Source organism: Prevotella sp. AM42-24 (assembly GCF_003461825.1).
Classification (GTDB): domain Bacteria; phylum Bacteroidota; class Bacteroidia; order Bacteroidales; family Bacteroidaceae; genus Prevotella; species Prevotella hominis.
In genome coordinates this window covers 1-18,689 of the sequence record NZ_QTXV01000033.1, presented here as the reverse complement: position 1 = coordinate 18,689, position 18,689 = coordinate 1, and the positions used below count along the sequence as shown (strand labels likewise).

The 18,689-nt window shown below is 40.3% G+C and carries 12 protein-coding genes; 7 read left to right on the top strand and 5 right to left on the bottom strand.

What is annotated here, in order from left to right; genetic code table 11:
* Positions 1 to 723: 723 nt before the first annotated feature.
* The 7 genes from DW917_RS10515 to DW917_RS10490 all read left to right on the top strand — a co-directional run bounded on the left by DW917_RS10515 (position 724) and on the right by DW917_RS10490 (position 4,589).
* Positions 724 to 1,068: a hypothetical protein gene (locus tag DW917_RS10515; RefSeq protein ID WP_147344166.1), complete on the top strand. Its 345-nt coding sequence runs from the start codon at positions 724 to 726 to the stop codon at positions 1,066 to 1,068.
* Between the two features lie 25 nt (positions 1,069 to 1,093).
* The gene (locus tag DW917_RS10510; RefSeq protein ID WP_118118521.1) at positions 1,094 to 1,342 is read left to right on the top strand and encodes a hypothetical protein; all 249 of its coding nucleotides are present in this window, start codon (positions 1,094 to 1,096) and stop codon (positions 1,340 to 1,342) included.
* A gap of 5 nt (positions 1,343 to 1,347) precedes the next feature.
* A complete protein-coding gene (locus tag DW917_RS17230) occupies positions 1,348 to 1,512 on the top strand; it encodes a hypothetical protein (protein ID WP_158570124.1) in 165 nt (54 codons plus the stop codon).
* 7 nt (positions 1,513 to 1,519) lie between these two features.
* Positions 1,520 to 1,786, top strand: coding sequence for a hypothetical protein (locus DW917_RS10505; protein WP_147344165.1), 267 nt, complete (start codon positions 1,520 to 1,522; stop codon positions 1,784 to 1,786).
* Between the two features lie 7 nt (positions 1,787 to 1,793).
* Positions 1,794 to 2,882 carry a helix-turn-helix domain-containing protein gene (locus DW917_RS10500; protein ID WP_158570121.1) on the top strand — a complete coding sequence of 363 codons (1,089 nt, stop codon included), beginning with the start codon at positions 1,794 to 1,796 and terminating at the stop codon, positions 2,880 to 2,882.
* A gap of 34 nt (positions 2,883 to 2,916) precedes the next feature.
* On the top strand, positions 2,917 to 3,315 hold the full coding sequence (locus DW917_RS10495) for a hypothetical protein (protein WP_118118515.1): 399 nt from the start codon (positions 2,917 to 2,919) through the stop codon (positions 3,313 to 3,315).
* Positions 3,316 to 3,500: 185 nt separating this feature from the next.
* Positions 3,501 to 4,589, top strand: coding sequence for a hypothetical protein (locus DW917_RS10490; protein WP_118082128.1), 1,089 nt, complete (start codon positions 3,501 to 3,503; stop codon positions 4,587 to 4,589).
* Between the two features lie 441 nt (positions 4,590 to 5,030).
* On the opposite strand, the gene DW917_RS10485 is transcribed toward DW917_RS10490, so the two are convergent.
* The 5 genes from DW917_RS10485 to DW917_RS10465 all read right to left on the bottom strand — a co-directional run bounded on the left by DW917_RS10485 (position 5,031) and on the right by DW917_RS10465 (position 18,435).
* Positions 5,031 to 8,912, bottom strand: a complete 3,882-nt coding sequence (locus DW917_RS10485) for a hypothetical protein (protein ID WP_147344164.1) — start codon at positions 8,910 to 8,912, stop codon at positions 5,031 to 5,033.
* Between the two features lie 154 nt (positions 8,913 to 9,066).
* Positions 9,067 to 9,702 (bottom strand): hypothetical protein, encoded by a 636-nt coding sequence (locus DW917_RS10480; RefSeq protein WP_118118511.1) that lies wholly within the window; start codon positions 9,700 to 9,702, stop codon positions 9,067 to 9,069.
* A gap of 42 nt (positions 9,703 to 9,744) precedes the next feature.
* The gene (locus tag DW917_RS18115; protein WP_118118509.1) at positions 9,745 to 11,190 is read right to left on the bottom strand and encodes a glucosaminidase domain-containing protein; all 1,446 of its coding nucleotides are present in this window, start codon (positions 11,188 to 11,190) and stop codon (positions 9,745 to 9,747) included.
* A gap of 56 nt (positions 11,191 to 11,246) precedes the next feature.
* Complete coding sequence (locus DW917_RS10470) at positions 11,247 to 16,568, bottom strand: ArdC-like ssDNA-binding domain-containing protein (protein ID WP_118118507.1); 5,322 nt, start codon at positions 16,566 to 16,568, stop codon at positions 11,247 to 11,249.
* Between the two features lie 298 nt (positions 16,569 to 16,866).
* Positions 16,867 to 18,435 carry a hypothetical protein gene (locus DW917_RS10465; RefSeq protein WP_118118505.1) on the bottom strand — a complete coding sequence of 523 codons (1,569 nt, stop codon included), beginning with the start codon at positions 18,433 to 18,435 and terminating at the stop codon, positions 16,867 to 16,869.
* Positions 18,436 to 18,689: the final 254 nt, after the last annotated feature.

Here is an 18,689-nt window from a genome sequence, read left to right as displayed (position 1 = left end):
ATATCTATTGCTTGCAATAAGGCTATATATATTTTTCTATATCTATATTTCTGTTTCCGTTTCTTATGTTCAACCTCAATTTTTTAGCATAAGTTGTGCCGTTAACCATCACCGCCAGTTTTTTAAGTGCAAAGGTATGGCAGCCCAGGCAGACACCAAACACCAGTCGATGCTCTCCCTATCGGCGAAGATTTTTTGCAGCAGACTTCCGCAATCAGAGATTGGGTATTCTACAAAAATTCTCTACCGATTGTTTGGCTTACTGCCTTATTGGGCTGCCATCTTATAAAGCACGTAAAAAGGCTTAGGTGATGACGGTTATGCCGGAATGATTCTAAAAAAAATCTCGGATTGAACGAAACGGAAAGTCCTTAAAAGGCAGATGAATCAGGAAATCCAGAATAGATTTTATGATATTCCAATTCGCAATTAGATTTGTTGAAATGTTAATTGAGAAAAAAGAACCCATATTTGTTTGGGTGATAAAATAGTTTTTTGTACCTTTGCAGTGTTTTGATTGATTCTATTCAAAGGGACAGTTATTTATTAATAGGGTGAGCCAGATACTCAAATAAATCCGTAGGGCAGCGGTGCATTACTTATGGCAAAGAGAGAAATCCCTTTATTCATAGTAGATACCAGTCGCAATCATAAACGTGGTGAATGTGACTTTCTTGTTTGTACAGATAAGGATAATGGCTTCCTCTCGCCAAGGTCGATTATGTGGATGGAGAAAAAGAGGAAGTGGGGGATGATTACAGAATTGGATGCCCACGTAATGGTGTCAGCCTTCGCATACAGATATATCAGATGATTGGTACTCATCCTAATGTGGGTAATATCAGAACTCTACTCAAAAAAGGTATGGATTATTTTATGAAGACCGTTTCCTGTAGTATTCATCTGCTGAATCCAAGCAAGGAAGAGTGTGCTGATTATCTCAATACAATGGTCAGAATGAACAGACAGTATCTGGATGATGCCGGGTCTGATTATCAGGCACGAAAGACAGTTCAACAGACTATCATCATGCTGCAAGCTTCCGCTAAGTTTCTAAAAGAAGAATAAGTTTAATTTTTCAAAATTCTATAGTATGGATATTATTGAACTTTCAAAGGTTGCTAAAGATTATTATAATAGCGTTAGAACACCTTCTTTAAAACAAGGTTGGGAAAAATATGTCTTGACTGATGGGAAGACGGCTCTTTTTGTAGGAGCAGCTTATCAACCCAAAAAAGGTGAAGTGGTTTTCTACCTGGTTGTCAAGAATAAAAATGTTCTGTGCCAGCTTTATAAAACGTATGAAGAGCCGGAATCTTCGGAAAAGAATAATCAAAAATAAACTATATGAGCTACAAAGGCATGAAGATGGTGTTCAGCCAGATAATCTACCTTTACGTGAAGAACCTTCATGATACAGGGCGAATGTCTGATGAAGAGTACAATGCAATCACGGCTCATGCAGGGCAACAGCAACAAAGTAAAGCAGATAATGAAGAAGAGGCAGGCTAAGAAGATTATGGCTTATTCTTTCTTAAAGATTCTCAGGCAGAACCTTCCTTATGATGAAGAATTAAAAGCTTTAGACCTTTTAAATTCAAAATCCAAGTATTGGTTTGAGAGACATTGGAAATATGCTCCTGTAGAGACTGTTATAAGAGAAAGAAGAAATTTACGTTCTGTTGACTGGTTCTGGAAAAGAGACCATCGAATTACCCAAGCTGCTAAAATCACCCATATCCATTATGGAAAGTATGCGGTTAAGTTACATTCAAATCATAAATGACAGAAATATGGCAAACAATAATATCAATCTCCAAAACGCAAAGGATTTAAAGAAAAGCTTTGCAGGAAGACTGCATAACGCTCGATTGATGCGAGGATTGTCTATGCAGCAGCTATGTGATATGATGGGCAACATTATCACCAAACAGACTCTATCCAGATATGAGAATGGAGTGATGCTGCCTAAAAGTAACATAGTAATAGCCCTTTGCGATGCCCTGGAGATAAACCTGGATTATCTTTTCAGCTACAAAAGCTCTACTCCTAAAAACATACGCTATGGTAAGCTGCAGGGATTGAGCAAGAAGGAAGAAATGGCTATCGCCAGTATCATAGAAAACACAATAGAACGAACTGGTGAGATAGAAGAAATCTGTGGAATAGAACATTCGTTCAATTCCGTTCTGGTAGAACATCAGGTGAAGACGCTTTTCGATGTATTACAGGGTGCTTCCATGCTTCGCCAGGCATGGGGAATGGGTACCGCTGCTATCACCAATGTAATGAATCTTCTGGAATCAAAGGGCGTAATTATAGCTAATATTGATGCTTCAGATGCATTCACCAGTCTTCATGCCATCCTAAACGACTCTATTCCGGTGATAGCCATCAACAGCAATCTCAACGCTGAGAGTTTTCGTTTTTCTGCCCTTAATGAGTTGGCACATGCCATTCTTTGCTTTGATCAGAGTATCGATAATAAAAAGAAAGAGCATTTTTGCAGCGTCTTCGCTAATGAAATACTTCTGCCACACGACGTATTCTTCTCCGTAGTAGGGGGAAAACGTAACGGCATAGCTCTTATGGAACTGAAATATCTACAGAATGAGTATGGCATTTCTGTGGATGTTCTGATGGCGAAGGCAAAATATCTCGGAGTTATTTCTTCGAGGCACTATTCTGATTATTGCAAGAACCTCGGCAGTGCTGATTCTACGAAGAAATCAGAATCAGGCTCCATTACCAAGGAGAAGATTACTAAATTTGAGTGTATGGTTTACAGAGCATTGGCAAGCGGTATCATCACTCAATCCAAGGCTGCTGCCCTGCTAAATACCACCACGGTAGATGTTGTACGCAATTTTGTGATTGTTTAATATCAATAGAATAAATAACTAACACATCTTAAATATGAAGAAGATAATTTTGTTTCTTCTTGCTATCCTGTATGTGGGGATATGCAAGGCGCAGCTCTCGGCTGCAGACTGCAAATATGTATTGGAAATATTCTGTAGAAACTACTATGGTTCCTGCTTCGATGGGAAGTTGTATGTACCCAACACCATCATCATTACAAGTGTGGGCATTGACCAGAATAGCGGTGGAACCTTTGTGTCCGGGATTCATTCCTACCAGGGACAATATATTCCGTTCCGAGGAAGGAAGACCCATACCAATGTACAGTTCAACGCTGTGATAGTCCGTCAGCCAAAGCGTGACTATGTGATTTTCAACAAGTGGTATGAACCGGACATGCTCAACCGTAAAGGTGGATGGGAGACCGGGCAGAGACTCATTACCTACAAATAGAATTATTATAAAAGATTATGAAAATTGGTGTTTTTTAGCGTCAATAGTAGCTGTATTTCTGTTCTTTGCATTATCCATCAAGGGATTTGGTAATGCAATGCAACATTCTAACGGCAACAGACATCCTTATCTGTGAATATTCGATTCATAAGTAAATAGATTATATAACAAAAACGAAAATAAGTATGGCATTAGACTTCGTTTTCTCATGGGCTCAGGATAGGACAGGCAGGATGGTATATATAGACGATGTACCTAATGGCTTGGCCTGTAACTGCATTTGCCCTAACTGCAAGGAGCAACTGCTTGCAAGGCATGGAATGGAAAGGGCACACCATTTCGCCCACCATAGTGAGACCCGAAAGGCGACCTTGGAGATTTGCTATATGGTTATCATGTACAAGTTGGCCGAACAAATCGTTTCGGAGAGAAAACGCATTCATGTTCCTTCGTATTATGGGATATTCAAGGAGACAGACCTTGAATTTGTTGACGTGAAGATAGATGGCCGGTATGAGCGCAAAGACAAGCAGCCAGACATCATCGCAACGACCAAGGAGGGCAAGCAATATCTCATAGAGCTCATTTTCAAGTACAAGGTGCAGCATAACAAGGCCATTGACTACAATAACCTGTCTTGCTTAGAAATAGACCTGTCCGACCAAAAACTGGAAACTCTCTCCGATTTCTTGCTAAACTCCAAAGAAAACAGAAAATGGGTGAACAACGAGAACTATTTTGGGGAGATCGAGGAAAGATATACCAGGGCAGGCAAGAACATTCGAGTAGTGGACTACAATGAGTGCAAAAAGTGTCCTGTCTTCAAAAACTGTTGTGGTGTTAGGGCGAAATATTCTGAGACACCTATACTCATCGAGAACAGTGGAAGACAATTCCGTATATGCAAGCCGGATGTCTTAGTACAAAGGAAAGAAGAACACCAGCGACTTCTCGAAGCAGCAAGAGAGCGTAGGCAGAAACAAGAGGAGGAAAGGCTGAGAACCTTGGCAGAGCAGGAACAGAGGCGTATGGAGCTTCGCAAGCGAGTCATGGAGGCTGATGCCAAGCGCAGGCTGGAGCGTGAGAGATATGACGAACTGGAGGCGTTCCGTGACCCTTCTGAACGCACTTGTTTTGATTGCAAGTCAAACCTTACGTGGATGAACAAAAAGGGGTTTGCAAACTGTGGCCCATACCAAAGCATGGGGGTACCAAAGAACACTCCACCGCATTTGGCAAGAACCTGCAGAGGTTTCAAGAGAAAAATACAATAGGCATCCGGCCAATGCAACTTGTAAAATCGAATTCATATCAAAATTCGATAATGATAGAGAGGCTGAAGAGTTTGCCGTTCTTAAATGTTTGGCAGAAAACAGAAAAGTATGTCCTTGCATTGTTTGCAACAATTTAATTAGACATATTTGGGAAGATGATGAGTGTTTTAAAGGTAAGATAGGAGATTTGTCGTGTAAGAACTTCATCTTATTCCCATTCATCAGAACACGCATATCCAGTAAATACAAGGATTCAAAAGTTAAAGTAACATCGCTTACATCAGCAAAAGAAGAAGGCACTTTGAACTTCGTAAATGAAGAATTTTAAGATGCACAATAAATAATAAAGGTTATTTGTTATTGTGAACCAATGAATAAAAAGCTATTAAACTATTGACAGTATATCTGACAATAGTTTAATAGCTTTTTATTCATTTACATTCAACGATGGAAGTGGCGGTGTTGATGATGACTTTCTTCCTGGTTGTTGTCTTTCTCTTCATCGGAGCCTTGCTTTTTATCAGGAGCAAGATTCTCGTCACTCTCCACGATGCCGTTGCCATCTACGTCTATGTCGATGGGGGTAGTGGAACGCATATCCAAGTTGGACGATTGACTCTGACCTTTTTGAAGCTTATCAACATAGTCGATAAGCTTATCCGAAGACCTCTCGGCAGCTTTAAGCACAGCTTTGGTATAATTAGGGTCATTCTTTAATCGTTCCTTCCAAAACTTGCTACCAGCAGTCTCACCAACATCATAGCCATACTTCTGTCCTACAAGTCCACTGCCAAGATGTACAATCAGTCCTTCTTTGAGAATGTTCTCAAATCTTGAAGATACAGGCTCTGATTTTCTTGTTCTCATAACTAACCCCTCGGATAGGTCTTGCAAGAAGCCATCCTTCTTATCATATTTTCCTACAGGCGCAACATGTATAGTGTTGTCAATAGCGGAATAGGAAGCGGAACCAACAGAAGAGTCAAAAGATGTTTTGGTGGTAAATCTATTGTTATTTACCAACGATTCAATGGCATCCTTATTCTCCGATGCTAACCGGGATTCAAGAACTTGGTTGAGCTTCATGTTACTGTACTCCTGAGGATGCTTCATCGGATAATCTGTCTGATCAATGTTATAGACATTCTCAATTCCATTCTTTGTTATAATCGGAATAGCTACAGCATTTTCATTTGCACGAATACCGTTGGCATTCATCGTAGCCAAGTTGAGGAAGACAGGAACTTCATATCCATGGTTGCGACTTGCTATATTCAACATCATTGCTGTTGTTCCTGAATATTTATGTCCGCTCATATCCATAGGTACAGACTCATTACCATTATCTGAAACAGTCAATCCCTTGGAGGCTGCCAGTATGGAGCCGTATTCTTTATATACTTTCTTTTCCATGTGCTCCTGGGTATGCCATCTACCATCTGTCTTTGCTTTGAGAAGCAGAGGATCAATAAATCGAGTTTCAGAAGTTTGCTGTCCTCTCTGTTCTCTGAGTGGCAAGACATCTACGGATTTTCCATTTCCTATTCGTTTGTCGCCCTTGATGTAAACACGTGGGTCAATACCATCGAGGAGGTCTTTTAAAGGTCGGTCGGCTACATTCTCAGCTGAGGTGAAATGAATATGCAAGAAATCGGAAACGGCTTTCCAAAATCTATTTAAAATATGCTCCATACGTCCCAAAGACCTTGCAGCAGCAGCCTTTTCTGTCATGTTGCCGTTATTGGTCATACGAGACATTTCCTTACGGAGTTTTTCGGCACCTCTTTTGCCAGAGTAGGTAGCTAATACCTCATCAGCAACATCATCTTCGGTCTTCAATTCCGAATAGTCTTTCTTAATTTGCCCCCATAAGGTAGTCGTTTTCATCAAATTCACGATATTGCTCCATTCATTAGGATTGTTCTCACGAATGGCATCAGCCCAAATATGAGTGTACTCATGGATTGGAGTCTCGGCGTTTGCCACACTTGGGTCGATATAAATCTTACCATTTGTGGCAAATCCCCAAATTTCTCCTTTGGAAGTCTTAAACTTATTTAATTTATTTACATCAGATTTGGCAGTATCGTCCTTTTGTTGTATCTTTGCAAAATCTAAGGTTTGACCGTTGTTGTTATGTGCTATTAAGTTAGTTTTTGTCTCTTCACTGAGGCTGGACGTGACAGACGGACGAACCTTTTTATTTGTATAGAAATCATTGAATACCTCGTGTCCTTTTTCAGATTGTGTTATTACTTTATATGACACGTTATTTTGTGGATTATTATATTTGTACTCAATCTTTCCATTAGCACTAACTTTACGATCACCTTTGGCTATTACAATAGGAATAAGGAGAATATCATCGGCTGTTATAACACCTTTATTTGTATCATAATGCCCATAGACGCTATGCTTTGTACCTGCGTGGAAATCATTCCCTTGGCGCATTAATATTGACTTATCCTTATCGTCTCTACTTACATTAAAATAAAGATTGTCAGCTTTACCTGTATAAACACCAACCACCGCTTGTTGTTCTTGTGTCAGTTCTCTTCCTTCGAGCTCTTTTCCAATTTTATTCATTCTTTTTAAGGTACGAGTGCCCATTTCCTTCACTTGATTAGAGGCTTCTTGATGAACTTTCTTGGCTTCATCTACATCGGTTATGACATCCATACCACTTCTACGCATCTTATTAACAAGTGAATCTCTCAGTGCAGCTTCTGTTTCTGTAATTGCCTCACCTTTCATTACCTTGTGATTACGAACATTCGGCTTCTGGAATATATTGTCAAGAATTAGATCCAATTGCTCCAGTCTCTTCACGTCAGACTCACTGAAGGAATAAGATTTAGAGTCGTAAGCATCTATCATCTTCTTCATTTCCGTATTGAATGCGAATGTGGATGATGCCAAATCGGCAAGCATTTCATTACGGTCTTCTGGTGCCAATGGAAAGGAACTATGAGTGTAAGAATGAAACTCCTCCTCATTTCTTTGGTACTCACAGAACAATTTGGAGAGCGTTGTCTTGGAAGGAATGTAATCCCATTCTCCAGATAGCAGTTTCTCCTTGTCTGTCATCGACTCCACATAGTCCTTCATCTGAGGAATGCTTACCAAATCACGCAAATGTTGACGTTCCTTTTCCGCTTCGTTCAACATGGTTGCCATTAAGAAATTAGGATCTTTCCCAGTTAACGTAATTTCTTTATGCTTGTCAAGGTTAAAAGCAATGGTTCTGCCATCTTTTGTTGCAACCACTGCGTTCACAACACCATCATTGGTTGGAAGCAGTGGACCATTGTTTTCCTTAGCATAAATCTTGTTTTCCCCAAAGTCATTGCCAAGAAGCGATGCTAATGAATATATGATACCATTAACTCGCTCTTTCTCTACAACCTTATCGATAGTGTTCAGTACGCTTCTGTAACGGTGTGCAGTGTTTTCATCAATAGCAATACTGCCTGTCTTATTGCTGTTATCAGTAAACACTACCACACGCATCGTATTATCATTGTTTATAGACCATGACGTTGGTATCAGTTTTCCGTCAAACGCATTCACCTCATGTACTTTCTGTAGTTCCAATGGCAAAATTCCTCCTAATACAGGTGGATATGACTTATTGATGGATTCAATGATTTTATTGTACAGTTGCTTGCCTTGCTCCATATCAGTAAGTTTATTAACAAATTCTTGTTTGTCAATATCGCTCATAGTCACCATGCTTCTACCAAGTTCTCCTTTAAAATCGACATACTCCATGGTTTCCTTGGCAGAAGAAAGGTTGTCCTTATTCCATCGTTGAAGAATAAGTTTAGGGGTATCTGCAACCAAGTGTCCTTTATCGTAGTCTTCAACCTTCACAACATCATTTCCGTTGGAAAAATAATTGCCTACAAGACGGCTTGCCTCGTAATTGGTGATAACCTTCTCATACTTATCTGGTATTTCAAAACCTTCTTCTTTTAGGAGAGCCAACTTCTCTGCCTGTCTGCTTGGTGTGTCTGGGATGATTCTTCCGTCAACCCAAGTTGCCATAAGACCGTCCTGCCATTTTACAGAAGCATACTTGCAATCAGAGAATTTATCCTTGCTTTGCTCAAAAGCCCATTTGCCAGTAGCTACCGCCCATTTTTCGATTGTGCTCAAGTTTCTGTTCTTTGACAGATAATCCAACTCCTCAGGACGAAAATAATGGTTCTGAGGGAATGGCTTTAGCTTGTTCTGTGCCTCTTCCTGTCTGTCACCGCCAAAGATTTGTTGCCATCCCTGCAAAAAGCGGTTCATAATATTCTTTGTCTTTTGTTTTGCCATAATTATTTCTACAAGAAAGAAATAGCACCAACTATTCATTGATGCCATTTCATAATTTATTAACTATTTATTCCTGGATAACAACAGATATGCTGCTGTTATGACTCCAAGTGACAACACCCCTACTACATAGCCAAAGGATATGACAAGGTGCTTACTGCTGTGCTTGCGCTGCTGTGCCATCTTCCTTCTTACTAACATCCCAAGCTGCAACAGATTTTACTGAGCATTCTATATGCAAGCTGCTCTTGTAAACATTCAAGCGTAGGTCACCATGTACTTCCACATATTTCTCAGCTGCGAAATAGTCTGCATGGATAGGATTGAGAACAACGAAGTTTACCCATGTAAATTCACGGTTCTCTCCATTCTTGTCAGAAGAGAAAGCAGAAAAAGTCTGAAAGTCCTTACCTTTCTTGCTCTTACGGTCTTCGATACCTTTCTTACCAATCTTACCCAAAAACTCCATACTACCCTCCAAGCGGTCAGGTGTAGTTGATTCATTAAACTCAACCTCCTTATCAGTGCGCATGTTCCAATACTCAACATTCTGGCTCTTTCTTATGTGTGCAATACCGTTAACAGTAACTCTTCGACCAGTAGAATAGTGGCTCATCGTCTCGGCATTAAAAGGTGCTGAGACATTAATATGCAATTCCTTAACTGTTTGGTCACTGCCTTGTATTGCAGTTACGATAGCAAAAGAAATAAACTTACTGCCATCATTTGCCGTTTTTTCTTCTGCGGAACTAACGATATTTCCGCAAACTGTTGCATTCAATTTAATCATTGTCTTAATATTTATATGTTTATATTATTATCAGTTGTATAGTTAAGCCAAACGCTGTCCGTTGGACTGCTGTTGCTCAGGATATTCTGTGTCAAAGTTTACGCTTGCCCTCTGCTGCAAGGCTTTCACATCTACGGTTTCCCTATCACGTTTCACAATATTATTGTCCTCTTGGTTTTGACCATAGGCTTCTGTTTGTGAATTATTATTAGCCATCTTGTCGGCTACTTCATCGGCTTTGATCTTCATGGCAAGACCTAAGGCAGCTTTGAACATTGAGGAAATCAATTCAGAGAACATATCTTGCCCTGTGGCTTGTTCTCCATTCTGCTGCATTAGGTAGGCAAGCCATTTGTTTGGGTCGTTAGAATTGGTTATATTTGCCAATAATCTCATGTTTTGGTCTTGCTGCAATTGATTTCCTGTCTGACCGCTTCCCAAAGACATGGATGAGCGTACTTCTGCCAGGTAATCCTTACCATTCTTTTCAAGAGAAACTGGCATATTGCCTCTTACCTCCAGTTCAGCAAGATATAATGCCGGATTGAATCTCTGCCATTCACCATTTTGTTTTAGAACTTTTGTTTCAAAGTGCAAATGTGGTCCTGTACTTCGCCCGGTAGTGCCCGAAACACCAATCTGCTGTCCAGCATTTACAATATCGTCCTTTTTTACACCGATTTGTGAAAGGTGCATATAGGTCGTTTGAAACTTTGTTCCATCTTGCCGACTATATTCCACAGTGACATAGTTTCCGGCACCTTCTTTTTGATAGCCTACTTTCACTACCTTACCTTTGTCTTCTGTAGCAAAAACAGGAAGGTTCTTACCTTTTGTAGATAAATCAAGACCTCCATGTTTATGTCCTGGTCGATCCACTCCAAATTCAGAACTTAGTCTAACTTTGGACAAATCTATAGGCAAAGCCCAGTTTCCTTGCAATTGGGCAAGTTGATTGTTTGGGGCTTGCTGCTGAATGGTTTGTGAAGGATTGTTCTTGGCATAACCAATTTGTAATCCTCGTTGTTGAGCTTGCTGAACTGCCATCTGGTCGTACTTAGACAAACCGTATGCGTTGATGTCTGTTATCAACATATTGGCATAGGACTTTTCGGATGCGTAAACGGGTCCTATTCCATAAGCCCAATTAACATAATCAGTTGAACTGAGATTTTTCACATTCTTCTGATATTTCGGGTACATCAAGACTTTAGAATGGTCTTCAATACTTTCTGCAACACTGCCATATACTCTGAATGGTTCTTTGTAGGAATGGTCATCCAAGTGATATGTAACTGGACCATCCCAAGAACCACCTTTTTTCACACTGAAAAAGTTGTTGTACTTCGTACTGAGTGTATTGGTTCCCATGCCGCTTTCAATAGCCATCTGAGCGAGAGTGACAGAAGCTGGAATACCATACTTAATTTGTTGATCAATGGCTGCTTGTGCATATTTCTCGTAAAAAGCTTGTTTTGCTGCTGACATATATACTTTTGATTAAGAGAGTGTGCCTTGCGGCTCACTCTCTGTTGTTCTTCCTATTATAAATGCACTCCACGTGATGTGGATTGCTTCTCCTGCTCTTCTTGCTTTGTCTCCGGCTCAGATGCTTCCTTCACCTCAACCTTCTCTGTTTCCTTCACTACCTCGCTTTGAGTCTGCTGACTCTCCACACCTTTTCTGAGGACTGGTTCAAAAACAACGGCGGCAACAGCCTTCTTGTATTCTGCCTTATTATCAGCACGCCACATTCTGTGCCATTGTGTTTCGGTAACAGGTGCATGGTGGCGTTCTCCATCGATAGTGGCAAAAACAAGTTTCACTTTAGGATCCTGTTCCGACTTCGTAATTGTAGGATTAACAATCCTGCTTATGTCTATATCCTTAGCTGGATGTGGACTGATGATATCAACTTTAATGTCTGGATTCTGCTTGGCAACCTCATACCATTTTTTAGCCAAAGCCGCACGTGTTGTTTTCTCCTCAGGAGTTTTACGCACACTGAAATATTTATTCAAGTGCTCCTTTGATGGATAAACAGAAAACTGTGGTTCATTTTTTGCCTTGATATAGAATGCCCAACGTCCATAGTCATCCTTGATCGCTTCAAAGTGTTCTATTTCAACCTTGTTCTCCTGCTTTGGCTGTTGGGCAACCTCAATGGTCTTGTGGTTTACAAGCTGATATTGCTTCAACTGGTTAAGACTTACATCTTTGCCTTCAAAGTAAGAGTTTGGTTTGTTCAAGCCTAAGGAGCCTCCTGCATTATAGAACTTCACCTCATCAAAACCTTCTTTCTTCAATGCGATAGAAATTCTGTCCTTTCGCATTCCTGGCACCTCATTGTTAGCTTCTACAGAAGCACCAGCCGGAAGGATGACATCAACCTTGTTAGCCTTTCTGTCTCTTATTACTACAACTTCCTTCGTATCTATACTTGGAAGTTTCGCCAAATCTGCGGCTAACGAAAAGTTCTCTGCCTTATCCGTAATCAACTTAGGTGGAAGCTGGCCACGGATAGCCTTATAATCTACTTTTCGGTTTGCTATCAAGTTGTCAATAGTCTCAACGGCATTGTTCACATCCCTCTCGATGACACCAACCATCTTAGGGTTTTCCTTCAACTCACGCTCCCAATAAGGGATAAGTTTCTGGCTTTCTTTCGACAGTGTTGCAGGGAGTCCTTGACGAGCCATAAGCACACCTGCGGCAAGTTCTTGCACAAGTTTCTCATGCTTGGCATCATCCTCAGGAAGAAGGCTGTTTCTACCCGAACGGTCAAGACGATTCTCTGTACCAGTGGCAGCAACGACAGCTCTATATATGTCATTGGCTTTCAGTAAAGCAGCAAGGCGTTCGCTTCCAACGCTCTTATCGGTCATGCCGCTTACTTCAATCTTGTCATCTGTCTTGTCATACTTGGCATCTTGAATCACCATAACACGCTCGTATTTTATACCTTCCTGCTTCGCTACAGCTTTTGCTGTGGAGTAAGCTCTGTCAAGAACAGCTTTGCCATCTGGAACACTTTTTACAAGTTTAGGGTCTTCCAGTTGGTCACAAACTGCAACACGATGACCTGCACGGATGATATTTGGCAGATGTACATCCAACATTGCATGTGAGAAAGATACCGTATCTATCTTCTTACCTTCAATTTCCTGTTTGGTAACAGGCAAATGCGTAGCCTCTGCCGCTTTCTTAGCGTCACTTTTATATATCTCATAGGAGTCGTCTTTCCTCATGATGACAATTACATCTGGGTGTTTTGCCTTTAGTTCATCAAACTGCTTCAAGAAGCTTGAGGAAGTAGAAGGCTTCAAACTTTCCTGTTGTGCTCCCTTTTCTTTTAAAAGGGTCACAAACTGGTCACCACCAACAGCAGGATAAGTTGTCTGGTCGATATTATAGATGTACTGAGTAAGGCGAGAAGCGTGTTTGCCATACATATTCTTTTCTTCATCCGACAACTTTTCATACTCTTTGTTGCTGATAATGTCATTCTTATCAGTTAGGTTCTGATAATCCCACTGAGTCCAGTTGAATGGAGTAGCCTTCTCTCCTTGCTTTACGGCAACACCATTTTTTTGAGCATTATTGAACAATGTGAAGACGTTTGTACGGTAGCCCTTTTGGTCAGACTGCAAGTTCATCATTATATTGTTGTATGCAGTGACAGGGGTGTGAGAAAAGATAAACTCTGCATTACTCTTGGATTCTTTGTTCATCCAAACGCCGTTATTTGCCTTTGCTGCGGCTAAAGCTCCAAGCAATATTGCTGCGTGAGCAACACCTTTTGAAGGCTTATCCTCATCCTTCTTAGATTCTTGCTGTTGCTTTTCTTTCTCGGCTTGCTGTTGCTTTTCTTCTTTCTCATGGAAGTCTTCATGTAGCTTATCATCAACAATATTTTTTGCCTCTTTCTCGGCTTGTTCCATTGGCACACCAGTCTCTGCAATGTCTTCAGCAAGACCTTCCACATTGGTTTGAACATTACTGTCCTCATGTGCTACTACATTTTCCTTTTCTTCTGCCTTTTGATATTCAGGATCCAACTCTTCATCCAATTCTTCTTCCTGCTCATCTGTCTGTTGATATTCAGGCAATTCAGAAAGCTGCTCATACACATTTTCCAAGTTGGCATCAAGAGTACGGTCAACATCGTAGTCAAAGGTTTGGTCAACTTTAAGACCTACGTTCGTGGTTGTGCCAACCTCTATTTTATTGCTCTCCTGGTTGTACTGGAAATATAAAACATCTTCGTTAGGCATGGTGAAAGCAGGAATCTTACTCTTTATGTCGCTGAACTGCTTGGCAACATTTTCGTATGCCACCTTCTTCACGTCATCAGACGCATCGCTTTCAAGTCCATATCTCTCGATGTTGTCGATAATGTCCTGCTTAGTGACCTTGCGCATGAGGTCATAAGTGCCACCAACGCTACTGTTGTAAACAACGGCGTAGTTGTCATCCTCGGCGAGGATGTCATCGCCCGGAAACTTTGTCGCATTCTTATAGGTCTTACTTTGTAACAATGCATCACCTTGATCATACTCCCTGGTAAGATAAAGAATACTGTCATAGTCTTGCTTCTCTACAAGGTTGTCAAGTTCCTCACGACTATCTGTCGATTGCAGATATGTATGTGAAAAGTAATATATTTCGTCCATTTTTTCTTGTGCTGGTTCTACTGTTTGTTCTTGTGTAACACTTTTGGCATATTCTTCTCTTGGAATAATCTTATGTGCAGACTCTTCTTCAAAGAGATAATTTTCGCCATGAGCATTCTCGATGTTGGTATGATAAGCCGTGATGATACTTTTGGCTTGGTCGATACGATGGGCGATCTGCCTGGTTCTGTCATCAGAAACATCCTCATACTTAGCGTTGATGTTCGAGTAGGCTGCTTCCATGTCATAAAGGGTTCTGCCTTCTTTATGATTATAGCGTAGGTTAGGCAACTTATCTGCTCCTGCCTCGATGATTTCCTTTTCGGTTGCATTTGCCACCCATTCGCTGACATCATGATTACCCTGGAAATAATCTCTCAGTTCAGGGATATTTTTGATGTCCAAAGCCGTATGACCGTCATGCTGACCATCATTTAGTATTGCCATAAGATTGGAGAAGTATTCTTGCGGAGTTAACTCTTTCTCCTCAACACCAAAAGGCTTAGGATTGTCTGTATTCTTTCCAATACCAGGAAGTTGGGCTAAATTATCTCCAAGTTCTTTGGCTGTCAATTCTGTTACATTTTTTTTATTTAATTCTGCCTTAAACGTATTCAGGTTGTCCACTGCACTCAATTCATGGTTGTACGCCTTGGTCAAAATATCCTTTTGGTTATTCAACGACAATACCATCATGTCCTTTGCGGTGTCATATCGAATAGGCATATCACCATAATAGTCATCAATATAGAACATCTCCTTGCTATCAATAGCTTCAAATTCTTTTGCTATTTCGGCAGGTTTTTGATCTTTTTCAACAGCTTCCTTGGCTTGATATTGCTTCAAGTTAGAAAGTTCTTCCCATACATAACCGAGATTTTCTTCAATGCTTCTATCATGGTCGTAGTTAGTACTATATACCTCCTGCTTACCTGCTTCGTTAGTGATAAGAACATCAAGGGTGTCCTTTTCTTTGTTATATTCAACAGGAAGGACATCGCCAGACTCCATTTCTACAGTTGGCTTTTCTGCAAGAGAATCCCATTCTTTTGCTACAGCTTCTCTTGGGTCTTCCTTCTTTTGGTCTGCTTTTATTTCATCAAACTGCTGTTCATTCTTGACTTTCTCTTCAACACCATCAAGAGCACCTTGAACGAGAGGTTTCTCACCTAACGCAATACGTTGCTTGTCGATATTCTCGATAATTATTCTTGATGCCTTATTTACATCAGCCATGACAGATACTATAAACTTAGGCTCCTTGCGAAGTGCGGAAGTCCAGTTCTGCAAATATGCCACATTGTTATCGGATATTCGACGGTCAAAACCAAGGGTATTACCTACCATAGCGGAAGTGAGTTCTGCAACAAGTTCTTCTTTTGCATACTCTGGTGAGCCGAAAGCTGCTGGCTTCAGACGGTCAAGACGAGAAGGGTGACCAGTGGAGTGAGCCATTTCATGCAAGGCTGTACCATAATATTCCTGTCCATCCTTGAAACACTCTTCCGGGTCATCAGGATGAATACGGAACTGGGCTTTTGTTGGAAGGACAACTATATCTTTTGCAGGATTATAGTATGCGCCTTTTTCTTCCTTGTCATATTGGATTCTACATACCCATTCCTGCTTTTCCATCATACGGTCAATCGCCTTATTGACATACATTCCATCTGTTATAGTTGGCACATCTGTCTTTCTGAATTGAGAAACCACCGCATCATATTTCTCTTTATTTACCTCAGACATATTTGTCTGGTCAATATTAAACTCTGGATAGATTTTAAGAAAAGGACGGCGATTGCATTCCTTTTTCTCATCATCTGTCATGTTATGAAACTCCTCTTCTGTTACCTTCTTGCCGTCTTTATCCTTTGTGGAAAATCCCCATTTGAAAACAGGAACAGCTTTTTCACCTTTTAGTACTTGGGCACCTTCTTTGTGTAACTGCCCAAAAGTCATATACACAGGTGCTTTATACCCATTTCCTGCTGTATGCAAGAACAACAAGAAGGCATTGCTGCCTTCATACGTTCTACCACTAATGTTTTGAGGCAGGCCAAACATTGATCCACCACCAATCCATCCTTGATGCCAGTCTTTTTGCATTTCTTCCATACGCTTTATCAGCATTTCTGCGAAACGTTGGAGTGCTGCATCTACCTTCGATGGTTCTTTTGTTTTTTGTATTGCCATATTGATAATATCTTATATTTTATAAATGACTATTTTATAAGGACTAAATATGTCCTTTCAAGCAGCAAAATAAATACATTTTTAGCAATATCATACATAAGAATTAATATATGTCTTATATTAACATTAATAACTTAATAAAAGGCTTATTTACGGCTCGAAATGTTAAAAAACGGCAGTTATTTATTTTAAATACAAAACATGATTTGAAAAAGAAAAAAGCCACCCGACGCAACGAAATACGCCAGGCAGCTCTACTAAAAAGTTAATATATATATGTTTAAAAAACATAGGGGTGTTACTTTAAACCTCGTTGCTGCTCTACATTCTCTTCTTGATGATGCAACTCATAATTACGAGAAGCAAGAGCATTGTTCTCATCATACTTTTGAAGAACAGCATTAGCCAGGGTGTTCAGTGGAACATTGCCACGCTCATAGGCATCCACTGCATTATCAGAAATATTAATGACCATTGGCTTTCCATCGATGGTTGCAACCATCGAACTGCCTTTCATGACCGGATTTGAAATACGTTTGTTCAACGGCTCGTCAGAATATGTCTTGTAGGTCACTGTTCTGGAAGTTTTTGCGTATCCTTCCTTTAGAGCAGCATGACCTGCATTGTTGAACAGGTTTGCACCACCAAATCCCAACAACAGCATCTTCAAAAGAGGATTCTTAACGAACATTCCTCCAAATATAGCAGCCAAAGGCAAGAAATTATCTTCAAGTTTCATATTCGGATTCTTTCCAGTAAACATACCTATAAGCATGTCTGGCAGCATAGCCAACACATAGCCGATGTTTTTGGAGACATCACTAAATCCACTCAATCCCATTTGCTCCAAGGCATTTCCCCAACCTGCGGTTTGTGGAGTTGTGACATTGTCAGTGGATGATTGCTGAGGTTGTTGCACCTGTTGACTATAAGGATTGTAACCTTGATTGGATGATGTAGATGTGGAACTTGTAGTTGATGACGTTACAGAGGATGTATGCTGAGGTGATTTTTGTTTATTCTTAGCTGGCACACCTTCGTTTATCGCATTGATCCTCGCCATATTCTTATCCCAATCATCCAAGGCTTTCTGCGTCTCAGCAGAAAATCCTGCTCTTCGATGCAATTGTGCTTGATGTTTATCCACGATATCGGCTGCTCTGGCATAATCATAAGCTCGCTGGCTTACTTCCTTAAAAGACATTTTCTTGCCTCCGCATTTTATCCAAGTTTTCTGCTCCTTAGACATTTCAATAGCTAAAGCATAAAATGAAGAAGCTAAAGCTCTATTCTGTTTACCTGTCTTAGTTAACATCCAAGATGGAACTTGGCTGTTATCATTATACGGAACACATTGTTTAATAAAGTCCGCTTTGATGGTACTTAACAATTTTGCAGAATTTCCTTTATGTTGTACCAACATAGCATTGCTTTCCTGTCTTGCCTTATCAGAGATAGATAATGGTGCAACCTTTATCTTTCTGCTTAATGCACTATTGATATTATTGATAAACTCTGTACCACCCTTCTTATATTTAGCAGAACCTTCCTGTATTTTCTTGAAAGCATTTTCATCACCAAATACAGTCTTACTATCACTTTTGGCATATTCTTCATTTGACCAGTTCTTGGCAGATTTATGACCGAGGTATGTTCTTAGTCCATAATCACCAGCAATTGAGACACCTTTTGAAGTTGCCTTTATGGTCGTACTTGCACTACCGAAGCCACCAGTAATCGCTGTATCAAGTAGTGTTGCACCTGCAAAACCAGCAGCCTTGGTTATGGTAGAGGGATTATACATCGCTTCTGCTTTGGAATTTACTTTTTCTCCCAGTTCACCGTCCTTCAAGCCAAACTTTGGCATTGTGAAAGCCAATAAACTGTCAGAAAACGCTTTCTTCGCAATATAACTTGCCGTATTGTGAGGAACCTTTTCTTTTGCAAGTTGCTCTATGATGAGCGTCTGAAATCGATGCTGTACATATGATTCCGCATATTCAAATAATTTTTTTGATTCTTTACCGCCATGTTGTGCTACTAAATTATAATAGAAAGCAGAAACAAAAGTACTATAATCATCCTAAATTCCGCAGCATTTTAGTTTAACTTATTTTATAA

Coding starts and splice junctions, on each gene's coding strand:
- DW917_RS10510 (WP_118118521.1), top strand. CDS start 1,094: ATGGATATTATTGAACTTTCAAAGGTTGCTAAAGATTATTATAATAGC.
- DW917_RS17230 (WP_158570124.1), top strand. CDS start 1,348: ATGAGCTACAAAGGCATGAAGATGGTGTTCAGCCAGATAATCTACCTT.
- DW917_RS10505 (WP_147344165.1), top strand. CDS start 1,520: ATGGCTTATTCTTTCTTAAAGATTCTCAGGCAGAACCTTCCTTATGAT.
- DW917_RS10500 (WP_158570121.1), top strand. CDS start 1,794: ATGGCAAACAATAATATCAATCTCCAAAACGCAAAGGATTTAAAGAAA.
- DW917_RS10495 (WP_118118515.1), top strand. CDS start 2,917: ATGAAGAAGATAATTTTGTTTCTTCTTGCTATCCTGTATGTGGGGATA.
- DW917_RS10490 (WP_118082128.1), top strand. CDS start 3,501: ATGGCATTAGACTTCGTTTTCTCATGGGCTCAGGATAGGACAGGCAGG.
- DW917_RS10485 (WP_147344164.1), bottom strand. CDS start 8,912: ATGGCAAAACAAAAGACAAAGAATATTATGAACCGCTTTTTGCAGGGA.
- DW917_RS10480 (WP_118118511.1), bottom strand. CDS start 9,702: ATGATTAAATTGAATGCAACAGTTTGCGGAAATATCGTTAGTTCCGCA.
- DW917_RS18115 (WP_118118509.1), bottom strand. CDS start 11,190: ATGTCAGCAGCAAAACAAGCTTTTTACGAGAAATATGCACAAGCAGCC.
- DW917_RS10470 (WP_118118507.1), bottom strand. CDS start 16,568: ATGGCAATACAAAAAACAAAAGAACCATCGAAGGTAGATGCAGCACTC.
- DW917_RS10465 (WP_118118505.1), bottom strand. CDS start 18,435: ATGCCAAAGTTTGGCTTGAAGGACGGTGAACTGGGAGAAAAAGTAAAT.